Genomic DNA, 20,564 nt, shown 5'->3' with positions numbered 1-20,564 from the left:
ACTTGCGCGAGAGTACGACCATGGCTGCCGATCCTCTGTCCGACACGCTCGCGCTCATCGATGCCCGGTGTGTGATCTCCGGCGGATTCTCCGTCGGTGGTCCGTGGGCCCTGCGTTTCCGGCCGCAGGCTCGGCTGAAACTGGCCGCCGTCATGGAGGGGTCCTGCTGGCTGACGGTGGACGGCGTCCAGGGACCCGTTCTCCTGGAGAAGGGGGACGTGGCTGTGCTGAACGACCGGCTTTCGGTCACTCTTGCCAGTGACCCGGCTCTTGATCCGACCGAATCGGCGGCCCTATTCGCAGAACGCTCAGAAGCCGTGATCAGTATCGGCGAAAAGCAAGGGGTTGTCGTCATCGGCGGTCATGTGGAGTTGAACCGAAGCGGCGAGGATCTCCTGCTTATGGCCTTGCCTCCGGTGATTCACATCCGCGCGAAATCGACAGGAGCTCCCGCAATTCGGTGGTTGCTCGACCAGCTCCTGAAGGAAATGACGACAAAATCGCCCGGCGTCGACTTCGCCGCACACCTCCACGCGCAATTGCTGTTGGTGGAGGTTCTTCGCGCTCATCTTGCCGAATCGCAATCATTCCCGGCAGGATGGCTGCGAGTCCTCGCCGACGCACAACTCTCCCCCGCGCTGCGCCTGATGCACGAAGAACCCGGCCGGTCCTGGGGTCTGGGTGAGCTTGCCAGATCGGCGTCAATGTCCCGGACGACGTTCGCTTCGCACTTCAAGTCGGCGGCAGGCGTGCCGCCACTGACTTACCTGTACCAATGGCGGATGCGCCTCGCCGAGCACGCACTCCGCGAGGACGACATCCCGATCTCGAAGCTTGCCCTGACACTCGGCTATGCCTCGGAGAGCGCCTTCAGCAACGCCTTCAAACGGACCAGGGGTATCGCTCCGACGCGCTACCGCAATGCGGCCAGGGCTACGGCCAGCCGTTGAAGGCCCCCTCCGACGGGGAGCGCTGGGAAGCCCCTGCTGGGCGCCCAGCAGCAGTCATCGGTGGTGGCGGCAACGCCGCAACGCGCATCGAGCAGGCTCAGGGTCCGTCCAGCACTCCGCCGCGAGCAGCTTCGCCGACCTCGTGAGCCGGGCGCGCTACAGCTGTACAGCGGCGAGGCCCGGGAAGTGCGTCCCGAAGACCGTCGCATGCCGTTCGGTGAGGCGCTGGGCCCACACGCTTCGCTGCTCGACCGCGGCAGCGTGATCCAGATCCGAGTTGTTGGTGAGTTCGGGGCGTTCGATCTCGACGGGGTGGTGATACAGATCCCCGACGAAGGCCGCGGTGAGGTCACCGGACTCGGCCACGGCAACACAACTGCCAGGCGTGTGGCCAGGAGTATGGAAGAGAGTGAGCCATGGAGCGAGGGCGAGTCGCTCCCCCTCCCACAGCTCCACCAGCTCGCCCAGACGAAGCATGCGTTCACGCACCCACTCGTCCGAGCCGCGTTCCACCCAGTGCCGCCATTCAAGTGCGTGAACGTAATGGCGCGCATGGGCGAACGAAGGTGTGCCCTGAGCGTTGACCGCCCACCCGACGTGGTCCGCGTGGAGGTGAGTGAAGATCACGTCCGTCACGTCCTCGGGTGAGACGCCCTGCTTGCGCAGCGCGTCTGGCAGCATCCCCTCTTCCCCCACTCTCACATCGAGTTCCGGCGGCAGGGGGTACCCCGTTCCACCTCCGAGGTCGATCAGAACGATGCGCCCGGCCGGCCCTCGCAGGAGGCAGACGTGGTTGGGAATAGGGAGTCGGCCCTCCTGATTCAACAGGTTGGTGCCTGCCAGATCCTCCAGGTCCTTCGCCGGATAGATGAGGGTCGGAGGCACAGAGTTCTCCCCGTCCAGCAGGGGTCGGACATCTAGTTCACCAAAGCGCATGGGTAACCCTCCAGGTAGGTCGCGTGTGCGCGTTACAGGTGCTCCGCGATGCGGGGTCTCGGCAGCGGGAGCAGGATGATGAGTGACAGACCGATCAAGGACGCTCGTGGAGGGCATCAGCCCGGAGCTGAGGGTTTGGAGACCCGGGGCGGGCTCGGCAGCGCCCGGCGCCGACCGCCCTCGACGGCTCTGTCGCGTCGTCGCGCTCCGTCGTGCCTGCCCTACTGATCTTGAGAACCGCCAGGCCAAGCAGTTGTGAACCCATGGGTCCGTTTATAGCATACGCGGTAAGGGACTGGACCCGACTGAGACGCGTTGATCGGACGCGAGATCACGCCTGTCGGTGGATACGGTGCCTGGGGGCCCTCTGGCGGCGGATCCCGCCGGCTGATCGCGAGGTCTCCCCCTCTGGAGCGTCCGGTCGCTCGTGGCCCTTCGCGGAGCCTCGATGCCACTCACTCAATCGCAAGGACAGGAGACGCCCGATTGTCCACCCTCCACCGGCTCAGGCCTTTCCTACCGCACTCAGGTTCCGGTGTCCCGGCCGGTACCGCTCCCCACGAAGTAACGGACCCGACAAGATGAGAATTGGCGAGCTGGCGGCCCGTACCGACGTCTCCCCCAGAATGCTGCGCTACTACGAGGCGCAGGACCTCCTGCGAGCGGAACGTGACGGGAACGGCTACCGCTTCTTCGGAGAGCCGGCGGTCGAGCGGGTGCTGCTGATCCGCGAACTGCTGTCGTCCGGATTCACGACGGAGCTGATCCGCTCCAGCCTGCCCTGCTTCGCAGGCCCTCCGGAGCAGGGCGAGCAACTGGCCTGTGCGACCCCGCAGACTGTCGAGAGACTGCGACGCCAGGTTCGGAACGTCGAACGGCGTCTGGAAGCCCTCGGAAAGACGCGTACCGCCCTGCGCAGCTACCTGATCGCGGCCGAGGCGGCGTTGCGGAACGCACAGCCTGGGGAAGTGCCGGGGAGAGCTTCCCGAGCTCCGATTTGACCTTGTCACTAGTGACAAGGCGCAGCCTGGGAGTACCTCTTCCAGGAAGGAAACCCATGAAGATCGGCATTCTCGGCGCGGGCAACATCGGCAAGCAGATCGGTCGGCTGGCCGTCTCAAGCGGTCACCACGTTCTGCTGAGCAATTCGCGGGGGCCTGAGACGCTCCCGTTCGACATCGTGGCCGAACTGGGCGACAGTCTGACCCCGTCGACGGCGCGGGAGGTCGTCACCGAGAGCGATCTCGTCGTGGTCGCCATCCCGCTCGGCAACTACTCGCGGATCCCGGAGCCGCCCGCCGGAAAGATCGTGATCGACGCCGGAAACTACTATCAGGCCCGGGACGGTGTGATCGCCGAGCTGGAGTCCGGCTCGGCCACCACGTCCGGACTGCTCCAGGCACATCTGCCGACGGCGCGCGTGGTCAAGGCTTTCAACCACATCGCCTCCGCCGAGCTGACCACCGACTCGCGGAAGCCGGGCTCACCCGGCCGTCGCGCACTCATCGTCGCCGGCGACGATCCGACCGCCCGCGCGACTGTGGCGGGGCTGGTCGACGCGTTCGGCTTCGATCCGCTCGACATCGGGGAACTCTCGGAAGGATGGCGGGTGCAGGCCGGGACTCCCGCCTACTGTGTGCCGCTCACCAAGGAAGAGCTCAGCGAAAGCCTCAGCCGAACTGAGCGCCCCAGCGCTTCCGCCTGAAAGAACCTCCCCGCCGCGCTCTCAGGCCCGCCGAAACGTTTCGAGGTATCCGAGTGCGGCGTCGAGTGAGATTTCCAGGGGGCGGACCGACCGCATGGTTTGGGACAGGATCAGTCCGCCTTCGAGCGCTGCCATGAGGGCGGTGGCCAACGCGTCGGGATCGGCCTGTTCTACGAGGTCCCCGTCTTCCCGCATGGCGGCGAGGCCGTCCGCCAGATACCTCTTCCACTGATCGAAGGCATCGACAAGGGCGGTCCGGCCGGGTTCGTCCTTGTCTGCCAGTTCGCTGGCCAGGGAGCCCACCGCGCAGCCTCCGCGGCATTCGCGTCCCTGTTGCAACGCGACCATCAGGTCTCGCCATGCGCGGAGGCTCTCCCACGAGTCCAGCAGCTCTGCCGTCGACCGCTGCGTTTCCAGGAACCTGTCGACCTGGAGGCCGATCGCCGCCTGGACCAGGTCCGACTTGTCGACGAAGTAGTGGTAAAGCTGCGAGTTGCTCGTTCCCGAGACCGCACGTACTTCCTCAAGGGTGGTAGCCGCAACGCCCTGTCCGAACATGAGCTCGTTGGCGGCTGCCACAATGCGCTGCCGCGTTATCTCGCCCCGGTTCGTGAGCTTGGGCCGGTCTTGTCCGAGTGATGCCTGGTCCGCTGTTTTCGGCATACTCCGAACCTAGCAAAAAACTGGAGTGGCTAAGCCAGTAACGCCTGCGGCACTGTGGACGCAAGGGCTGACGAAGCCCGGTGCATCCACAGGAGGACCCATGCGTTTGAAGGACAAGAGAGCACTGGTCACAGGTTCCACCAGCGGCATCGGGCGGGCGACCGCCCAGGCCTTGGCGCGTGAGGGCGCCCACGTCATCGTTTCGGGCCGCGACGAGGCACGGGGCAAGGAAGTGGTCACCGCGATCCGGGACCAGGGCGGCCGGGCAGACTTCGTCGCCGCCAACCTGGCGGACGCCGCGAGCACCGCCGCCCTCGCCGCTGAGGCCACACGCCTGCTGGACGGCCGGATCGACATTCTGGTCAACAACGCCGGCACCGGAAAGGGCGGCCCCACCGCGGAGATGACCCAGGAGGACTTCGAAAGGATCTACGCGGTCAACGTCCGGGCCCCCTATTTCCTCACCGCCACCATCGCACCCGCCATGGCCCGACACGGCAGCGGCAGCGTGATCAACCTCGGCAGCAAGACAGCCACATTCGGCTCCGCCCACTCCAGTCTCTACGGCTCCTCCAAGGCCGCGCTGGAGCTGCTCACCCGCTGCTGGGCCGCCGAGTTCGGGCCCCAAGGCGTCAGGGTCAACACCGTCAGCCCTGGGCCGACCCTCACTCCGATGATCACCTCCTCGGCAGGGCTGAGCACACTGGAGCGCCAGGCGGAGGATCTTCCCGCCCGGCGCCTGGCCCTCCCCTCCGAGATCGCCGACGCGGTCGTCTTCCTCGCCAGTCAGGAATCGGCCTACATCCACGGTGCACGCATTCCCCTCGACGGCGGCCGTAGCGCCCTCTAGCCCCCACCACCAGGAAGGGTTCTCCCGAATGTCCATGGACACTCACACGCGCTATCTTCTGGACCGCATCGAGATCCAGGACGTCATCGCGCGGTATGCCATAGGCCAGGACGCTCACCAGAGCGACGACGATCTCCTCCAGCACTGGGACCACGTGTTCACCCCCGACGCCGTTGTCGACTACACCGCGGGCGGGTTCCGCGTCGGCACGTACACCGAACTCGCCCGATGGATGCGCGGCAACGCCATCGACCACGGTGAACGGGACGGAGTCATGCACGGCTTCACCGGTTGGCAGCACATGCTCGGGCTCCCCACCGTGACCGTCGACGCAGACACCGCCACCGCGCGCACAGACCTGTTGGCCACCCACCGGATCGGCCCCCACCACAGCGCGACCGGCTACCTCAGTGACGCCTGTACCTTTCACGATTCGCTCAGCCGTACCGCGGCAGGATGGCGTATCACCCATCGCCGGCTCGAAGTCCACTGGGTGGACACTTTCCCCGTCCTCCCCTCCCAGGCGTAGATCTCCGCGCCACGGCGGCGTACGCAAGATCGCCGGCATGAGCCTAGAGTGGCGGCGTGGAGTCAGGAAACGCCGTGGTCGCCCGTAACATGCGCACGCTGCGGGAGCAGCGAGGTCTGTCTCTCAACGAACTCGCCCGGCAGGCGGGGTTGTCGAAGCAGACATTGTCCAACGTGGAACAGGGCGGCGGAAATCCGACCGTGGAGACGCTGTTCTCTGTGGCGACGGCGCTCGGTGTGCCGGTGACCCGGCTGGTCGCCGAGCAGGAGCAGGTCATGACGGTGCAGCGCGGTGGCGAGGTGGTCTGGCAACAGGCGGACGGCTACGAGACCCGGTCGCTGGACCATGTCTACGGATCCGGTGTGATCGAGAACTACCTCCTCCGTCTGCCTGCCGGAGCGGATTCGCCTGGGCTGTCCGAGGCGCATCCGGTGGGCACACTGGAGCACTTGTATGTGATCAGCGGCCATGTCAGGGTCGGCCCGGCGGACTGCCCGGTCGAGTTGGCCGCCGGTGACTTCGTCCGGTATCCCGGCGACCGTCCCCATGTCTACGTATCGCTGAACGGCGAGAGTCTCCTGCATGTCGTCGTCAGTGTCCCCCGGGTACAGCCGGGCACCGGAGGCAGAAGGACCGCGCGTACCCATCGTGAAGAGTCGGACCGGCCGGTGGGCGGCACCTGACCGTTTCTCCCGTGCCATCGAACGGCACAGGAGCTGGTCGGTCTCCCGCCCAGCGGGGAACGTGGCATCAGCCGATCAAGAAGGCGGTGCCACGTGGTACTTCACTGTGCGGTTGTGGGTTCGGGGAACATAGGCTCCGACCTGATCGCGAAGATTCAGCGCTCTCCTGGACTCAAGGCCGGGCTCCTGGTGGGGATCGATGCCGCATCGCCGGGGCTGGCCCGCGCCAGGGAGGCGGGCATAGAGGCGACGAGCGGCGGTGTGGACGCACTGATCGAACGGGCCAGCGAATTCGACCTCGTGTTCGAGGCCACGTCCGCGGGCGCGCATCTGCTGAACGCTCCCCGTTATCGTGCCGCCGGCCTGACGGCTCTGGATCTGACGCCTGCGGCGGTAGGGCCCTTTGTCGTACCGGCGGTCAATCTGGACCAGGTGCTGTCCGAGGCCAATCTCAACATGGTGACGTGCGGCGGCCAGGCGACGGTGCCGATCGTGGCGGCGATCAGCGCGGTGACGCCGGTGGCGTACGCGGAGATCGTTTCCACGATCTCCAGCCGGGCAGCGGGCCCGGGTACACGCGCCAACATCGACGAGTTCACCGAGACGACCGCGTCCGCCCTGGAGCGAGTCGGCGGGGCCGCCCGCGGCAAGGCCCTCATCATCCTCAATCCGGCAGACCCCCCGGTGATCATGCGTAACACGGTGTTCTGCGCCGTTGACCCGACGGCCGACGAGGACAGGCTCCGACAGGCCATCGCCGACATGACCGCGGTCGTGGCGACATATGTGCCGGGCTACCGCGTCACTACGGATCCGCTGATCGAACCGGGCAGGGGGCCGGGCGGTACCACGAAGATCAGCGTGTTCCTGGAAGTGCGCGGCGCCGGCGACTACCTGCCCGAGTACGCCGGGAATCTCGACATCATCACGGCCGCGGCCGTGGCCACGGCGGAGAAGCTGGCGCCTGCCCTCACCACGGGGGTGTCGCGGTGACTACGAACAGGAACGAGCACGTGTCGGAACGAGCAGAGAAGGCCTCAGTCGGTTCGCCCGTCGTAGGAGACGGTTCCGGTGGCCCGCTGGCCGACCGGCAGATCCGCATGTGTGACACCACACTGCGTGACGGGTCGCATTCCGTGCGGCACCAGTTCACCGTGGAACAAGTACGCGAGGTCACCCGGGGCCTCGACCACGCTCGGGTGCAGGTGGTCGAGGTGACCCATGGGGACGGCCTGGGAGGCTCGTCCTTCAACTACGGCTTCAGCCATACCTCGGACGTCGAATTGCTCCGGGCGGCACGTGAGGAACTGGCACACAGCCAGCTCGCGGCGTTGCTGATTCCCGGCATCGGTACGGTCGAGCAGTTGAAGGAAGCGGCCGACGCCGGTATCGACGTCGTACGGATCGCGACCCATTGCACGGAAGCGGACATCGCCGTGCAGCATCTGCAGGCCGCCAAGGATCTGGGGCTGGAGACCGCGGCCTTTCTGATGCTTTCCCACATGATCTCTCCTGAGGGGCTGGCCCGGCAGGCACGGATCATGCGTGACGCGGGGGCGGACACGCTGTACGTGGTCGATTCCGCGGGCGCTCTCCTGCCGCATCAGGTGACGCACCGGGTTCAGGCGCTGCGGGCGGAGCTGGGGGACGACGTGCCCCTGGGCATGCATGCCCACAACAACCTCGGCTGCGGTGTCGCCAACGCCCTGGCCGCCGCCGAGGCGGGCGCGGTCATTCTGGACGGCTCCCTCCACGGTCTCGGAGCAGGCGCGGGAAATGCCGCGACCGAGGTGCTGGCCGCCGCTCTCGACCGTGCGGGGGCGCGGACCGGCATCGATGTGCTGGCGCTCACGGACGTGGCCGAGGATGTCGTCGCCCGGGTGTGTGCCGGTCGGCTGCCCTCGCTCGACCGGGGCAGCCTGATGCTCGGGTACGCCGGTGTGTACAGCTCGTTCCTTCTGCACGCCCGCCGGGCCGCGGAGAACTTCGGTGTTCCGGAGTCCGACATCATTCTGGAACTCGGCCGTCGGCGGGTTGTCGGCGGGCAGGAAGACATGATCATTGACGTGGCTCTGGAGCTCGCGGGCGCCGTTCCTCCAAGCTGAGGGCCGGCCCGGAGGCTTGCCGGGCAGCGGTCGCGACCGCCACAGCCCTGGATGCTTCATAGGCGACCCGGCGCAGAGCCGGTGCGTACCGAGCAGGGTCGAAGCGGTGGTCGGCGCCGGCCACGGAGAGCGCTGCCACGGGAAGACCCTTGCCTCCCATGACCGGCACCGCCACGCAGGCCAGGCCGAGAGTCGCTTCCTGTGCGTCGTACGCGATTCCGTTCTCACGTACGACGCGCAGTTCGGCCCTGAGCGCACCGGCGTCCGTGATGGTGTACTCGGTCCGGGCCGGCAGCCCCCCGGCGATGGCCCGTTCGGCGGCGTCGTGGTCGAACGCGAGAAGGGCCTTGCCGACGCCCGTGCAGTAGGCGGGCAGCAGGCTCCCGACTTTGGAGGGGGAGCGAGCCGGCCGGTGGCCGTGGATCTTGTTGATGTACATGATGTCGGTGTCGTGGAGGATCGCGAGATGGACGGTTTCGTGCGTCAGCTCGTACAGATCCGCGAGAAAGGGCAGCAGGCGCTCCCGGAGCAGCACGGGCGTCGGCCCGTACACCCGGGCGCCGATGTCGAACAGGTCGGTGCCGAGCCGGTAGTTGCTGCCGACCCGTGCCACCATGTCGTTGCGCTGGAGGATGCCGAGCAGCCGGAACGCGGTGGACTTCGACAGGCTGGTTCTCCTGGCGAGTTCCGTCACACCGATCTCGTCGTCCGTCTCGGCCAGCGACCGAAGCAGCACCAGCGCCTTGTCGACAGCTGTCTGTTGTTCGGCCGACGCGGCTCGGTGCTTTGCATGAGGCATGGCGCTCTCCGGTACGGCTCAACACGAGTGACCACTTCAATGGCCACTAGTCCACTATAAGTGACACCTCTGGCTCATGCCCAGTGGTGGTGTCGCGGATTCGCGGAGGTCCGGGTCACACCGTTCAGCTGGGTCGGATCACGATCTTCCCGGCGAGGTGTCCGCCGAGCATCGCCTCGAAGCCGGAGTGGATCTGTGTCAGCGGCAGGACGCGGTCGACAGAGGGGCGGATCTCCGCGTTCTCGATGAACCGCAGCAGGGCGACGAACTCGTCCCGGGTGCCGCCGGTGGACCCAAGCACCCGCTGCTGGAGATAGAAGATCCGGCTCAGGTCGGCGGGCGGGTTGGAACCGCTGGTGGCGCCCGCCACCACCACGGTGCCGCCGGGGCGGAGCGATCTCAGCGAGTGCGCCCACGTTGCCTCGCCCACCGTCTCCACAACCACGTCCACCTTCTCCGGCAGGCGGTCACCGGTCGGTACGGCGTGGTGGGCGCCGAGGGTGAGAGCGGTGGCACGTTTGGCCTCGGTGCGGCTGGTCGCGTAGACCTTCGCGCCCGCCGCTCGGGCGAGGGCGATGGCCGCCGACGCGACCCCGCCGGTGGCCCCCTGAACCAGCACGCTGTCCCCGGGGCGGATCGCGGCCCGGGTGAACAGCATGCGGTACGCCGTCAGCCAGGCGACCGGCAGGCAGGCGGCTTCCTCGAAGGAGAGGCTCGCCGGTTTGGGGATCAGATTGCGCCGGGGTACGCACAGCAGCTCGGCGAACGCGCCGTCGTGCCGCTCGGAGAGCAGGGCACGCCCCGGATCCAGCGTCTCGTCCCCTCCACCCGCGGCAGGGTCGCCGATCACCGGATGGACCACCACCTCGTTCCCGTCCTCGTCGATTCCCGCGGCGTCGCAGCCGAGCACGATGGGCAGCCGGTCCGCCGGATGCCCGACCCCCCGCAGAGTCCACAGGTCGTGGTGGTTGAGCGCCGCGGCGACCACGCGTATCACCGCCCATCCCTCCGGCGGTTTCGGTGCGGGCACCTCGCGCAGTTCGAGACCGGCAAGCGGATCGTCAGGGTTCTGGCGTACAGCCACGGCGGCGAGCATGCGGGGCCTCTCCTTGGCCGGCACCCGCCGGATTGCGGGTCTCTCGGTGCACCTGAGCTTCGCCGTCCCCCGTACGCCTGTGCCACGCCGTGTGCCGGGGCACGGCACAGCGTGAAGGACCGGCGGTCCCTGCCGCCCGCCGGCGCTTGTTCCGCACGACGGCACACCGACTGGGCGCCACGCGCCACACGGCGTGAGATGACCGTATGCAGCCACCTGACCCGACCGTCGACACGGCCGCCACCGCTCCCACCCTCGGCGAACTCGCGGCTCTCCTGGAACGCGCCGAAGCCGCCCGCAGGCCGATGGCGCCACTCACCGAATTGCGCCCCGGTCTGACCGTCGCCGAGGCCTACGTGGTGCAGGAGACCAACACCCGGCTCCGGCTCGCGGCGGGCGACCGCCTCGCGGGGCGGAAGGTGGGCCTGACCTCCGCGCCCATGCAACGGCAGATGGGAGTGGACGAGCCGGATTTCGGGGTGCTGTTCCGCTCGATGGTCGTCGGCGACGGCGGAACCATCGACAGCGCCCGTCTGATCGCTCCCCGGATCGAAGCGGAGATCGCGTTCGTACTCGGCGAGCGCCTGGCCGGCCCCGCCGTGAGTGTCGGGGACGCGCGCGCCGCGGTGTCCCATGTCGTGGCGGCGATCGAGGTGATCGACAGCCGCATCAGAGACTGGCGGCTCACACTGGCCGACACGGTCGCGGACAACGCCTCTTCCGCCCTCGTCATCACCGGCCCCGCCATCGACGCGGACCCGGCCCTGCTGACCAGCCTGGGAAGCGAGTGCCTGGAGCTCACGGCCGACGGCCGATCAGTCGCCAAGGGCATCGGCGCCGAAGTGCTCGGCGATCCTCTGGAGGCGGTGGCCTGGCTGGCCCGGACGCTGCACGCGTACGGCGTGGGCATCGAACCCGGCGAACTGGTCCTGGCCGGAGCGGTGCACGCCAGCATTCCGCTGACCGGAACAACCACGCTGTCCCTGCGGTCCGACCGCCTGCCCACCCTGACGGCAACCGTCCGATGAACCGACGAGACGAAGGGGCCGACCCCCAATGCAACTGACCGGACTAGGATATTTCGGCCTTCACACCCAGCACATCGACCCCTGGCGCACCTTCGCGGAGGACGTCCTGGGTCTGAGCACCAGCACTACCGATGACGGCCTGCGGCTACGGATGGACGACCGGGACTGGCGGATCGCCCTCCACGCCGCCGAAACCGAGGGGTTCGCCTACGCCGGCTGGGAGGTCGCCGGACCCACCGAACTGGAGGCTGCCGCCAGGGAACTGGAATCCGCCGGCGTCAAGACCGAGCACGGTGACGAGGCACTGTGCCGACAGCGTGACGTTCTGGACCTGATCCACCTGCGGGACCCCGACGGGGTCAGAATCGAGATCTTCTACGGCGCGCGGACAGCGGTCACCGCCTTCGCCTCACCCACCGGAGCCCGCTTCGTCACCGGTGAACAGGGCCTGGGCCACATCGTGTTCAACGTCGAGGACTACGACGCCACCTACCGCTTCTACACCGAACTGCTGGGCTTCAAGGCCAGCGACTTCTGCGATCTCGGCCGCAAGCGCATCGCGTTCCTGCACACCAACTCACGCCACCACAGCCTTGCCTTCGCCGGCCTCGTCGTCGATCCCGAACGCAAGCCGCGCAAGGACATCGAGCCGGGCGAACTGTTCCACTTCATGCTGGAGGTCGACGACCTCGACACCGTCGGTCTCGCCCAAGATCGCTGCGCCGCCGGCGCAGCCCCCCTCGCCATGACCCTGGGCCGCCACAGCAATGACCGGATGGTGTCCTTCTACGCCGTCACCCCGTCAGGGTTCGAGGTCGAGTACGGACACGGCGCGATCACGGTCAGCGACCCCTGGACGGCGACCCGGATGGCCGGCACGAGTGTGTGGGGTCACCGGCGCCCCGGCCGTACCACGGAGGTGCCCGCATGAACACCGACGTCAGCGGGCTGTTCGACCTGGACCGGGGGCTGATCGACCGCACAGTCTTCAGCGACAGTGACCTCTACCAGCAGGAGCTTCGCCGAGTCTTCGCACCCAACTGGCTCTTCCTCGCCCACGAGAGCCAGTTCACGAAGCCGGGTGATTTCTTCACCACCTACATGGGCGAGGACCCCGTCCTGGTCGTCCTGGGCCGCGACCGGAGGCTGAGGGCGTTCCTGAACGTCTGCCGGCACCGCGGAATGCGGGTGTGCCGGGCGGACGCCGGCGCGGCCAAGGCGTTCACGTGCAGCTATCACGGCTGGTCCTACGACACGGCCGGCCAGCTGGTGAACGTACCGAACCACGAGGGCTACCCCGATCACTTCGATCAGAAGCAGTGGGGGCTGACCGAGGTCGCACACCTCGACACGTACAAGGGGCTGGTCTTCGCCACCTGGAACACCGAGGCCCCGCCCCTCGCCGAATCGCTGGGAGGTATGACCTGGTACATGGACGCGATGCTGGACCGGGATCCCGAAGGCACCGAAGTCGTCGGAGGCGTCCACAAGTGGGTACTCGAAGGCAACTGGAAGCTGGCCGCGGAACAGTTCGCCTCCGACTGGTACCACGTCAACATCTCCCACGCCTCCGCCCTCATGGTCATGTCGCCCTCGGGCAAAGGCCCCAAGACGGAGATCGCGCAGACTCCGGGACGCCAGTACGCCGATCCGCTCGGTCACGGAGCAGGCTTCCCCACCCATCCCAAGAGCCGGTTCGACGACGCGGTCGTACACAAGCACTACGACTACGAGGCACTGCGCGAGCGGCTCGGCGACGCCCGCGTCGAAGGACCGATGACCACCGGACACGCCACCGTGTTCCCCAACTTCTCCTACCTGCCGGTGAACGGCAGCATCCGGGTCTGGCACCCCAGGGGACCGGACCGCATGGAGGTGTGGGCGTGGACCCTGGTGGACCGCTCCATGTCCGACGAGGCCAAGGACGCCCAACGGCTCTACAACCTGCGCACGTTCGGGCCCACCGGGATATTCGAGCAGGACGACGGCGAGAACTGGAGCGAGGTCCAGGCCACCGCACACGGGTTCATCGCGGGTTCGATGCGCCTCAACTACCAGATGGGGCTCGGGCTGGAAGGCGAGGACGGTATCCATCCCGGCACCACCGGACACCTCTACAGCGATGGCGCCGCCCGCGCCTTCTACACCCGCTGGCGCGACCTGATGAACACACCTGCCTGGCATGAGACGGACGGCACCCCATGACAACTACCAGTACCGGTATCCGGGTCGCCGCCGTCGGCGACATCCCCGAGGGAGAGGCGCTGACGGTCACCGCCGAAAGGACAGGACACGACGGACCGATCTCCGTCTTCCACGACGACAGCGGCGACTTCTTCGCCCTGGACGACACCTGCTCACACGGGCAGGCGTCGCTGGCGGACGGCTGGATCGAGGGCGGACAGGTCGAATGCCCCCTGCACAGCGGAAAGTTCTGTCTGCGCACCGGGAAGCCGCAGTCGATGCCGGTCACCGAGCCCGTACGCGCGCACCGGCTGGAGATCCGCGACGGCGAGATCTGGCTGTACGCCGGTGAAGAGGCCGCCGGATGAAACGGATCGTCTTCGTGGGAGCGGGACTGGCCGCCGTCTCCACCTGCGACGCCCTGCGCTCGCTCGGATACGACGGCCGGCTGGTGCTGCTGTCGGCCGAGGCCGGCCTGCCGTACGACCGGCCGCCGCTCAGCAAGGACGTCCTGCTCGGCAAGGCGGGCCGCGACGGCATTCCGCTGCGTCCGGCGTCGTGGTACGAGCAGCAAGGCGTCGAACTGCGTACCGGTACCCGGGTCACGGCGCTGCGCCCACAGGGCGGATCGGTCCAGACGGCCGACGGTACCTCCGTCCTCGGCGACCGGGTCGTGCTGGCGACCGGTGGTACGCCCCGCGCGCTGCCGGTACCCGGCGGGGACGACCCGGCCGTACACCTGCTACGCACCTGGGAGGAGGCCGAACGGCTGCGCGCGCGGCTCCTCCCGGGCACGCACGTGGCCGTCGTCGGCGCCGGACTGATCGGCGCCGAGACAGCCTCGGCGGCGGTAACGCTCGGCTGCCAGGTCACTCTGATCGACCCCGTTCCCCTGCCGCTGGCCCCGGTGGTGGGTGTCGCGGTCGCCACCGCCCTGCGCCGGCAGCAGAGCGAGGCGGGCATCGAGCTGGTCACCGGGGGCGTCGAGCGCATACAGCATCGGCCGGGCCGGGCCCTGGTCCACATCTCGGGGCGGGATGATCCGCTCGCCGTGGACACCGTTGTGGTCGGTATCGGCATTCGCCCGTCCACTGCCCTGGCCGAGGCGTCGGGACTGAGCACCGCCGACGGAATCGTCGTTGACGCGTGTCGGCGGAGCTCGCACCCCGCTGTCTACGCGGTCGGCGACGCGGCAAGGAGGCATGAACAGCCGACACGCCACGAGCACTGGGACGCCGCCCAGCGCGACGGCCGTGCGGCAGCGATCGGATTGCTCGGCGAAGCCCCCGAAGCCGAGCGGGCCACGTGGTTCTGGTCGGACCGTCACGGGTCACGGCTGGAGGCGGCGGGAACCATGGCCGAAGCGAATCGCCTGGTGCTTCGGGGGTCCGCAGACAGCAGCGCCTTCACCGTGTTCGGACTCCACGACGACCGCCTCGTCGCGGCCGCCGCGATCGACCGCGCCCGTGACATCGCCACGGCCCGCCGCCTCATCGACCGCGCCGTTCCCCTCGACGCGTCACGTCTCGCCGACGAGACCGCCGACCCGCGCACGCTGCTCCGTAACTGAGACATCGGGTGTGCCGGACAGCGGCACACCCGCTCCCCGCACCCGCCGGCCAGCGGTTCCAATGACATCAAACAGACCCACGACGCTGCCTGCGCGGCCGAACCACGAAGGAGGAGTGATGAGTGCCTCACGCGCCGAACCGGCGGCCGGGACGTCCGCCGGTGCGGATCACCGGCCGTTCGACGACGACATCCGACTGCATTTCGAGGCGCAGCGGCTGTACACCCTGGAAGCGCGTCTGCTCGACGAACACCGCTACGCGGACTGGCTCGATCTCCTTGCCGACGATCTCCACTACTGGGCGCCGGTCCGCACCAACCGGCTCCGCCGCCAGCAGAGTCTGGCCGATGGCGCGCCGGGCGAGGTCGCGATCTTCGACGAGACCAAGGCCAGCCTGATGTGGCGGATCCGACGATTCGACTCCGGTATGGCCTGGGCCGAGGACCCGCCATCGCGTACCCGGCATCTCGTCACCAATATCGCGGTGCGAGCGGATGACGAACCCGGGCAGTACCTCGCCGACTCGGCGTTCCTCTGTTACCGCAACCGGCTGGAGCGTGAAGTGGACGTCTACGCGGGCTCCCGCACCGACCTGCTGCGGCGGGGTGCCGACGGCCAGTTGCTCATCGCCCGGCGCACCATCCTGCTGGACCAGAACGTCCTGCTCGCCAAGAACATCAGCACCTTTCTGTGAAGGGGAGCCACACGTGATCACCGAAGAACCGGAGCTGTCCACCCGTACGGTCCCCACCGCCCTGGGCCCCATCGCGGTGAGCGAGACCGGGTCCGGAACGGCCCTGGTGATGATGCACGGCGGAGGGCCCGGCGCCGACGCGGTGGCCAACTACCGCCAGAATCTGCCCGCCCTCTCCGCCGCACACCGGGTGATCCTCCCCGACCAGCCGGGGTTCGGCGGCAGCTACCGCCCGTCCGAGGAGGACCTCGCGGCCCGAAGCATCACCGCGATCACTGTCGACGCGTTGCTGGAGACCCTGGACGCGCTGAACGTCGACCGCTTCCACCTCCTCGGCAACAGCCTGGGCGGGGCCGCGGCCATCGCCACCGCGCTCGCCGTACCCGAGCGGGTGGAGAAGCTGGTACTCATGGCACCCGGCGGAGGCTGGCTGCCATTCGGCCCCACTCCCACCGAGGGCCAGAAGGCCATGTTCCGCTACTACAACGGCAGCGGACCGAGCGTCTCCAAGATGCGTGACTTCATCCGGGTCATGACCGCCGAGCCCAAGCGGTGGGAGAAAACGGTCCAAGCCCGCTACGAGGCCTCGCTCGACCCTTCCCACATCGCCTTCTACCACCGCTACAACGCCGCCTTCGCCCGGCGCCACGGCATGGACCCGCTCTGGCGCGACGTACACAAGATCAAGGCACCGACGCTGCTGCTCTGGGGCCGGGACGACCGCACCATCACGCTGGACGGCGCGCAGCTCATGCTCCGGCAGATCCGCGACGTCCAGCTGCATGTCTTCGGCGGCTGCGGCCACTGGGTCCAGCTGGAGAAACAGGACGAGTTCGAGCGGCTGGTCCTCGACTTCCTCCAGGAGCGCTGACGCCATGGGCTGGTTGAGCGGCGACACCGCGTTGATCACCGGAGGAGGTTCCGGGATCGGCCGGGCAGTCGCCCTGCGCTACCTCTCCGAAGGGGCGAACGTGGCCATCCTGGGGCGTACGGACGCGCAGCTCCAGGAGGTCGTGGCGGCAGCCGGCGATCACGCCGACCGGGTCGTGACCGTCACGGGCGACGTACGTGTCCCGGCTGACATGCACCGCGCGGTGGAGACGACCGTGGACCGGTTCGGACGGCTGGACATTCTCGTCCCCAATGCCGGGATCTGGGACTATCACCGCAGCGTCACCAAGCTGACGGGCGCGGAACTGTCCGAAGCCTTCGACGAGATCTTCGCCGTCAACGTCAAGGGGTACGTCCTGGCTGTCGAGGCCGCATGGCGTGAGCTGGTCGCCGCCCGCGGAAGCATCGTCATGACCCTCTCCAACGCGTCCTTCCACACGGACGGCGGTGGTCCGCTGTACACGGCCAGCAAACACGCCTGCCTCGGGCTGCTCCGCCAGTTCGCCTACGAACTCGCCCCCCGCGTCCGAGTCAACGGCGTCGCCGTCGGCGGGATGCGCACCCAGCTGAGCGGACCCGAGAGCCTCGGCCTCCAGAAGCGCACCCTGGCCGCGTCCTTCGCCAGGAACGAAGCATCCGGCAATGCACAGCCTCCGATGATCCCGCTGTACGACTCCAGTGTGGAACCGGAAGACTTCACCGGGCCTTACGTTCTGCTCGCCTCACGCGCTGACAGCTCCACGATCACCGGCACCGTCATACCCGCGGACGGCGGGATCTCGGTACGCGGATTCCGTACCCCGGCCGGTGGTGCCGGTCTCTGAGCACAGCCTCACCTTTGCCCTTAGTGCGACGTCATCGAAGGAGCCGTCATGGTCGTCGACATCAGCCCCGCCACAGCGGTGCACCGCAGAGCCCGTCACTCCGCCGAAACCGTGTGCCTCCACTACGAGGACCAGAAGATCACCTCGGGACAGCTGAGCGCGACGGTGAACGCGCTCGCTACAGGACTGGCCCTGCGCGGGCTGCGGCGCGGCGACCGGATCGCCTACCTCGGCTACAACAGTGCCGCGCTGCTGGAGACCCTGCTCGCCGCCGCTCAGCTCGGCGCGGTCTTCGTCCCCGTCAACTTCCGCCTCGCCGGCGACGAGGTGCGCGGCATCCTTGACAGCTGCGGCGCCCACAGCCTGGTCGTCGAGGAAGGCCATCGCGAACTGGTCGAGTCGATCTCGGACCGCTTGCCCGCGCGCCAGTACATTCTCGTCGACACCGACCCCGTATGCCCGGCCGCCGCCGACCCGTTGACGCAGTGGGAACCGCTGTCCGCCCTGCTCACACACGACCGGCCCGCGCCGCGGCCGGTGAAGCTGACCGACGACGACCTCGCCGTCCTGATGTACACGTCCGGCACCACCGGGCGTCCCAAGGGCGTCATGCTCACGCACGGCAACCTGTGGTGGAACGCCGTGAACGTCGAGAGCGTCGTCCCCACTCTCCCCGACGACATCACCCTCGCCGCCGCGCCGCTGTTCCACATCGGCGGTCTGAACGCCCTGACTCTGCGCACACTGACGCGCGGCGGGTCCGTCGTCCTGCACCGTGTCTTCGAACCGCAGAAATGCCTGGACGACCTGGTTTCGTACCGCGTGAACAGCCTGTTCGCCGTACCGGCGATGTTCGCCGCAATCGCGCGTGTACCGAGCTTCACCGAGGCCGACCTCGGCGCCCTGCGGGCCCCGATCGTCGCCGGGGCCCCGGTGCCACCTCAACTGATCCGTGACTACGCGGCGCGCGGGGTCATGCTCCAGCAGGCCTGGGGACTGACCGAGACAGCCCCCTTCGCCACCTACCTGCCGCCCGAGTTGACCCTTACCAAGTCCGGCTCGGCCGGGATGCCCATGCCGTACACGGAGGTGTGTCTGTCGAACCCCGCCACCGGCGCACGGATCGATCAACCGGACGTCCAGGGCGAACTCTGCGTCCGCGGGCCCAACGTGACACACGGTTACTGGAACGATCCCATCACCACGGCCGAAGCCTTCGACAAGGCGGGCTGGTTCCACACCGGTGACATCGCCCATCGCGACCGCGACAACTGCTACTACGTCGTGGACCGGCTCAAAGACATGATCATCAGCGGTGGGGAGAACGTGTATCCGGCCGAGGTGGAGCGGGTACTGATCGAGCATCCCTCGGTCATCGAGGTGGCCGTCCTCGGCGTACCGGACGCCAAGTGGGGGGAGACGGTGCTGGCCGTCCTCACCTGCGAGCCCGGTACGGAACTGACGGTGGAAGAGATCCGTGAGTTCGGCGGCCTGCACCTGGCCCGCTACAAGCTGCCCACCAAGGTGCTGTTGATCGAGGAAATGCCGCGCAACGGCAGCGGGAAACTGGCCAAAGGAATCCTGCGGCGGTGGGTGGAGAAGCATGAGTGACCCCTACGCCCCCGTACCGGGACCGCCGGAGCCGGTACTCGGCGGCGGCTGGGCTCTGCGCGCCACCGATCCGCTCAGACCTGTCACCCGTACGTCCCGGGGGTGGAGCGTCGTTCGCGACGGGACTCCGCTGCTGGAGCTGACACTCCACCGGGTGCTTCACCACCCGCTGCGGCACTGCTATCCCGTGGGAGCGCATGACCTGGCGGTCGAACTCTCCGGCGGCAGTGCCCGTACGGAGCCTGCGGCCGCCGAGCTGTTGCGGGCTCTCGTACCAGCGCTTTTCCGCGCCGACCCTGAGTGCCGCCGTGTCATCTCCGCACCCGACGCGGATGATACGGAGACAATCCGTCGCTTCGAAGCCAACGGCTTCAGGGCCATCACCGACGCCGACCTGGAAGGTCGCACCGTCGTCCTACTCGCCGCGGAGCCGGCCGCCCTGGCCGGTCTGTCCACCGCGCTCAACGACATGCCCCATTGACCCGCCCAACAACCCGTAAGGCAGGAGCTCTTGTGCGGCGAGACGGCATACGGCCTGTTCCGTAAGCCTTCCCCTCCGATGGAGTGACCGGCGTCGTCTCCCCCAGGGCGACGTCCGTCGAGTTCATGGAGGCTCCCCTGTGATCGACCCGAAAAGGTCCGCCGGTTCGCGCCGCGTCTCACGGCTTGAGCGTTCCGCGCGGAGGCGGAGGCGGTGGCGCCCCCGCCCACGGCCGGTTCCCCGGTCTCGTCGCCCAGCCTTGGTCCACGGACCGGATCGGCCAGCAGGGGTCGAGTTACGGAGGCTTGACCTCCTATCGGGCCGCCGCGCTCCAACCTCCGCATCTGGTTGCCATCGCCCCGGCGTGCCCAGGACAACCCCTACGGGGACAGTCCGTACCCGGGCGGGATCTGGGCGACATCCAGCACGGAACCGACCGCCCGGCCGCCGGCTGCGATCCCGCGAAGGAGCAGCCGCCCGGAACCCTGCTGGCACGGTGGGACCGCTGGCTCGACGGCGACCATTCGGCACCACTGCCGGACGCCCGCTTCACCTCCGCCGCGCTCAGCGAGGACACCGTGCTCGCCGGATCGGTGCGGCTTCGCCTGAACACGGCGCTCAGCGCGCCGGACGCCAACTTCTACGTACAGTTGGACGACATCGCGCCGGACGGCACCGCCACCCAGGTCAACGACGGATTCCTGCTCGCCTCACACCGTGTTTCGGACAGTGCCCCCCAGCCGGTGAGGGTCGGCACGCCGACTGGCCACACCGTGAAGGTCTGGCCGCAGCACTGGCGGTTCGCCGAAGGACACCGGCTCCGTCTCACCGTCTCCGGCGGGGATCCGACCATGCTCAAGGCCCCGGATCCGGTGCAGGTCACTGTCAACACCGTTAACTCCTATGCCGACTTCCCCTTCCGTACCGCTCGATAGTTGACCGTCATGAAACGCAAGCGGCCGCGG

General features: G+C 68.1%; 23 protein-coding genes. 19 read left to right on the top strand and 4 right to left on the bottom strand.

Annotated elements, in window-relative coordinates:
* The first annotated feature begins 20 nt into the window (after positions 1-20).
* Positions 21-950 (top strand): cupin domain-containing protein, encoded by a 930-nt coding sequence (locus tag ACFT9I_RS18640; RefSeq protein WP_382565493.1) that lies wholly within the window; start codon positions 21-23, stop codon positions 948-950.
* Positions 951-1,106: 156 nt separating this feature from the next.
* Here ACFT9I_RS18640 and ACFT9I_RS18635 read toward each other — a convergent pair whose 3' ends face one another.
* Positions 1,107-1,835: an MBL fold metallo-hydrolase gene (locus tag ACFT9I_RS18635; RefSeq protein WP_382565491.1), complete on the bottom strand. Its 729-nt coding sequence runs from the start codon at positions 1,833-1,835 to the stop codon at positions 1,107-1,109.
* A gap of 632 nt (positions 1,836-2,467) precedes the next feature.
* Between ACFT9I_RS18635 and ACFT9I_RS18630 the strand changes: the two genes are divergently transcribed.
* Together ACFT9I_RS18630 and ACFT9I_RS18625 are read left to right on the top strand one after the other, a co-directional pair.
* Positions 2,468-2,887: a MerR family transcriptional regulator gene (locus ACFT9I_RS18630; RefSeq protein WP_382565489.1), complete on the top strand. Its 420-nt coding sequence runs from the start codon at positions 2,468-2,470 to the stop codon at positions 2,885-2,887.
* Between the two features lie 56 nt (positions 2,888-2,943).
* Positions 2,944-3,591 carry an NADPH-dependent F420 reductase gene (locus tag ACFT9I_RS18625; RefSeq protein WP_382565488.1) on the top strand — a complete coding sequence of 216 codons (648 nt, stop codon included), beginning with the start codon at positions 2,944-2,946 and terminating at the stop codon, positions 3,589-3,591.
* Between the two features lie 21 nt (positions 3,592-3,612).
* Here the strand turns inward: ACFT9I_RS18625 and ACFT9I_RS18620 are convergent, their stop codons facing one another.
* Positions 3,613-4,254 carry a TetR family transcriptional regulator C-terminal domain-containing protein gene (locus ACFT9I_RS18620; RefSeq protein WP_382565486.1) on the bottom strand — a complete coding sequence of 214 codons (642 nt, stop codon included), beginning with the start codon at positions 4,252-4,254 and terminating at the stop codon, positions 3,613-3,615.
* A 100-nt stretch (positions 4,255-4,354) separates the two neighbouring features.
* On the opposite strand from ACFT9I_RS18620, the gene ACFT9I_RS18615 reads away from it, so the two are divergent.
* The 5 genes from ACFT9I_RS18615 to dmpG all read left to right on the top strand — a co-directional run bounded on the left by ACFT9I_RS18615 (position 4,355) and on the right by dmpG (position 8,421).
* Positions 4,355-5,104: an SDR family NAD(P)-dependent oxidoreductase gene (locus ACFT9I_RS18615; protein ID WP_382565484.1), complete on the top strand. Its 750-nt coding sequence runs from the start codon at positions 4,355-4,357 to the stop codon at positions 5,102-5,104.
* A 34-nt stretch (positions 5,105-5,138) separates the two neighbouring features.
* The gene (locus ACFT9I_RS18610) at positions 5,139-5,633 is read left to right on the top strand and encodes a nuclear transport factor 2 family protein (RefSeq protein ID WP_382565483.1); all 495 of its coding nucleotides are present in this window, start codon (positions 5,139-5,141) and stop codon (positions 5,631-5,633) included.
* A gap of 56 nt (positions 5,634-5,689) precedes the next feature.
* Positions 5,690-6,316 (top strand): helix-turn-helix domain-containing protein, encoded by a 627-nt coding sequence (locus tag ACFT9I_RS18605; protein WP_382565481.1) that lies wholly within the window; start codon positions 5,690-5,692, stop codon positions 6,314-6,316.
* 93 nt (positions 6,317-6,409) lie between these two features.
* Positions 6,410-7,309, top strand: coding sequence for an acetaldehyde dehydrogenase (acetylating) (locus ACFT9I_RS18600; RefSeq protein WP_382565480.1), 900 nt, complete (start codon positions 6,410-6,412; stop codon positions 7,307-7,309).
* 107 nt (positions 7,310-7,416) lie between these two features.
* Positions 7,417-8,421 carry a 4-hydroxy-2-oxovalerate aldolase gene (gene dmpG, locus ACFT9I_RS18595; protein ID WP_382565641.1) on the top strand — a complete coding sequence of 335 codons (1,005 nt, stop codon included), beginning with the start codon at positions 7,417-7,419 and terminating at the stop codon, positions 8,419-8,421.
* Here dmpG and ACFT9I_RS18590 read toward each other — a convergent pair.
* Positions 8,375-9,220, bottom strand: a complete 846-nt coding sequence (locus ACFT9I_RS18590) for an IclR family transcriptional regulator (RefSeq protein WP_382565478.1) — start codon at positions 9,218-9,220, stop codon at positions 8,375-8,377. The two genes, dmpG and ACFT9I_RS18590, sit on opposite strands and share 47 nt — an antisense overlap.
* A 124-nt stretch (positions 9,221-9,344) precedes the next feature.
* Positions 9,345-10,316: a zinc-binding dehydrogenase gene (locus tag ACFT9I_RS18585; protein ID WP_382565476.1), complete on the bottom strand. Its 972-nt coding sequence runs from the start codon at positions 10,314-10,316 to the stop codon at positions 9,345-9,347.
* A gap of 206 nt (positions 10,317-10,522) precedes the next feature.
* On the opposite strand from ACFT9I_RS18585, the gene ACFT9I_RS18580 reads away from it, so the two are divergent.
* The 11 genes from ACFT9I_RS18580 to ACFT9I_RS18530 all read left to right on the top strand — a co-directional run bounded on the left by ACFT9I_RS18580 (position 10,523) and on the right by ACFT9I_RS18530 (position 20,534).
* A complete protein-coding gene (locus ACFT9I_RS18580; protein ID WP_382565475.1) occupies positions 10,523-11,344 on the top strand; it encodes a 2-keto-4-pentenoate hydratase in 822 nt (273 codons plus the stop codon).
* Positions 11,345-11,372: 28 nt separating this feature from the next.
* Complete coding sequence (locus tag ACFT9I_RS18575) at positions 11,373-12,275, top strand: VOC family protein (protein WP_382565474.1); 903 nt, start codon at positions 11,373-11,375, stop codon at positions 12,273-12,275.
* Positions 12,272-13,549, top strand: a complete 1,278-nt coding sequence (locus tag ACFT9I_RS18570; protein ID WP_382565473.1) for an aromatic ring-hydroxylating dioxygenase subunit alpha — start codon at positions 12,272-12,274, stop codon at positions 13,547-13,549. The genes ACFT9I_RS18575 and ACFT9I_RS18570 overlap by 4 nt, the downstream gene beginning before the upstream one ends.
* Entirely contained in the window at positions 13,546-13,896 is a 351-nt protein-coding gene (locus ACFT9I_RS18565; RefSeq protein WP_382565471.1) for a bifunctional 3-phenylpropionate/cinnamic acid dioxygenase ferredoxin subunit, read from the top strand. The genes ACFT9I_RS18570 and ACFT9I_RS18565 overlap by 4 nt, the downstream gene beginning before the upstream one ends.
* Positions 13,893-15,098, top strand: coding sequence for an NAD(P)/FAD-dependent oxidoreductase (locus ACFT9I_RS18560; protein WP_382565470.1), 1,206 nt, complete (start codon positions 13,893-13,895; stop codon positions 15,096-15,098). The genes ACFT9I_RS18565 and ACFT9I_RS18560 overlap by 4 nt, the downstream gene beginning before the upstream one ends.
* A gap of 118 nt (positions 15,099-15,216) precedes the next feature.
* The gene (locus ACFT9I_RS18555) at positions 15,217-15,792 is read left to right on the top strand and encodes a 3-phenylpropionate/cinnamic acid dioxygenase subunit beta (RefSeq protein WP_382565469.1); all 576 of its coding nucleotides are present in this window, start codon (positions 15,217-15,219) and stop codon (positions 15,790-15,792) included.
* 13 nt (positions 15,793-15,805) lie between these two features.
* Positions 15,806-16,663, top strand: coding sequence for an alpha/beta fold hydrolase (locus ACFT9I_RS18550; RefSeq protein ID WP_382565467.1), 858 nt, complete (start codon positions 15,806-15,808; stop codon positions 16,661-16,663).
* 4 nt (positions 16,664-16,667) lie between these two features.
* Positions 16,668-17,507 (top strand): SDR family NAD(P)-dependent oxidoreductase, encoded by an 840-nt coding sequence (locus ACFT9I_RS18545; protein ID WP_382565466.1) that lies wholly within the window; start codon positions 16,668-16,670, stop codon positions 17,505-17,507.
* A gap of 48 nt (positions 17,508-17,555) precedes the next feature.
* Entirely contained in the window at positions 17,556-19,118 is a 1,563-nt protein-coding gene (locus ACFT9I_RS18540; protein WP_382565464.1) for an AMP-binding protein, read from the top strand.
* Positions 19,111-19,599 carry a GNAT family N-acetyltransferase gene (locus ACFT9I_RS18535; protein WP_382565462.1) on the top strand — a complete coding sequence of 163 codons (489 nt, stop codon included), beginning with the start codon at positions 19,111-19,113 and terminating at the stop codon, positions 19,597-19,599. Before ACFT9I_RS18540 ends, ACFT9I_RS18535 begins: the two co-directional genes overlap by 8 nt.
* 185 nt (positions 19,600-19,784) lie before the next feature.
* A complete protein-coding gene (locus ACFT9I_RS18530) occupies positions 19,785-20,534 on the top strand; it encodes a CocE/NonD family hydrolase C-terminal non-catalytic domain-containing protein (protein ID WP_382565460.1) in 750 nt (249 codons plus the stop codon).
* Positions 20,535-20,564 lie beyond the last annotated feature (30 nt).

Origin of the sequence: Streptomyces sp. NPDC057137 (assembly GCF_042670825.1) — a bacterium.
Classification (GTDB): Bacteria; Actinomycetota; Actinomycetes; order Streptomycetales; family Streptomycetaceae; genus Streptomyces.
Note: the sequence above shows the minus strand (reverse complement) of the source record. Positions and strands in the feature narration are given on the sequence as shown.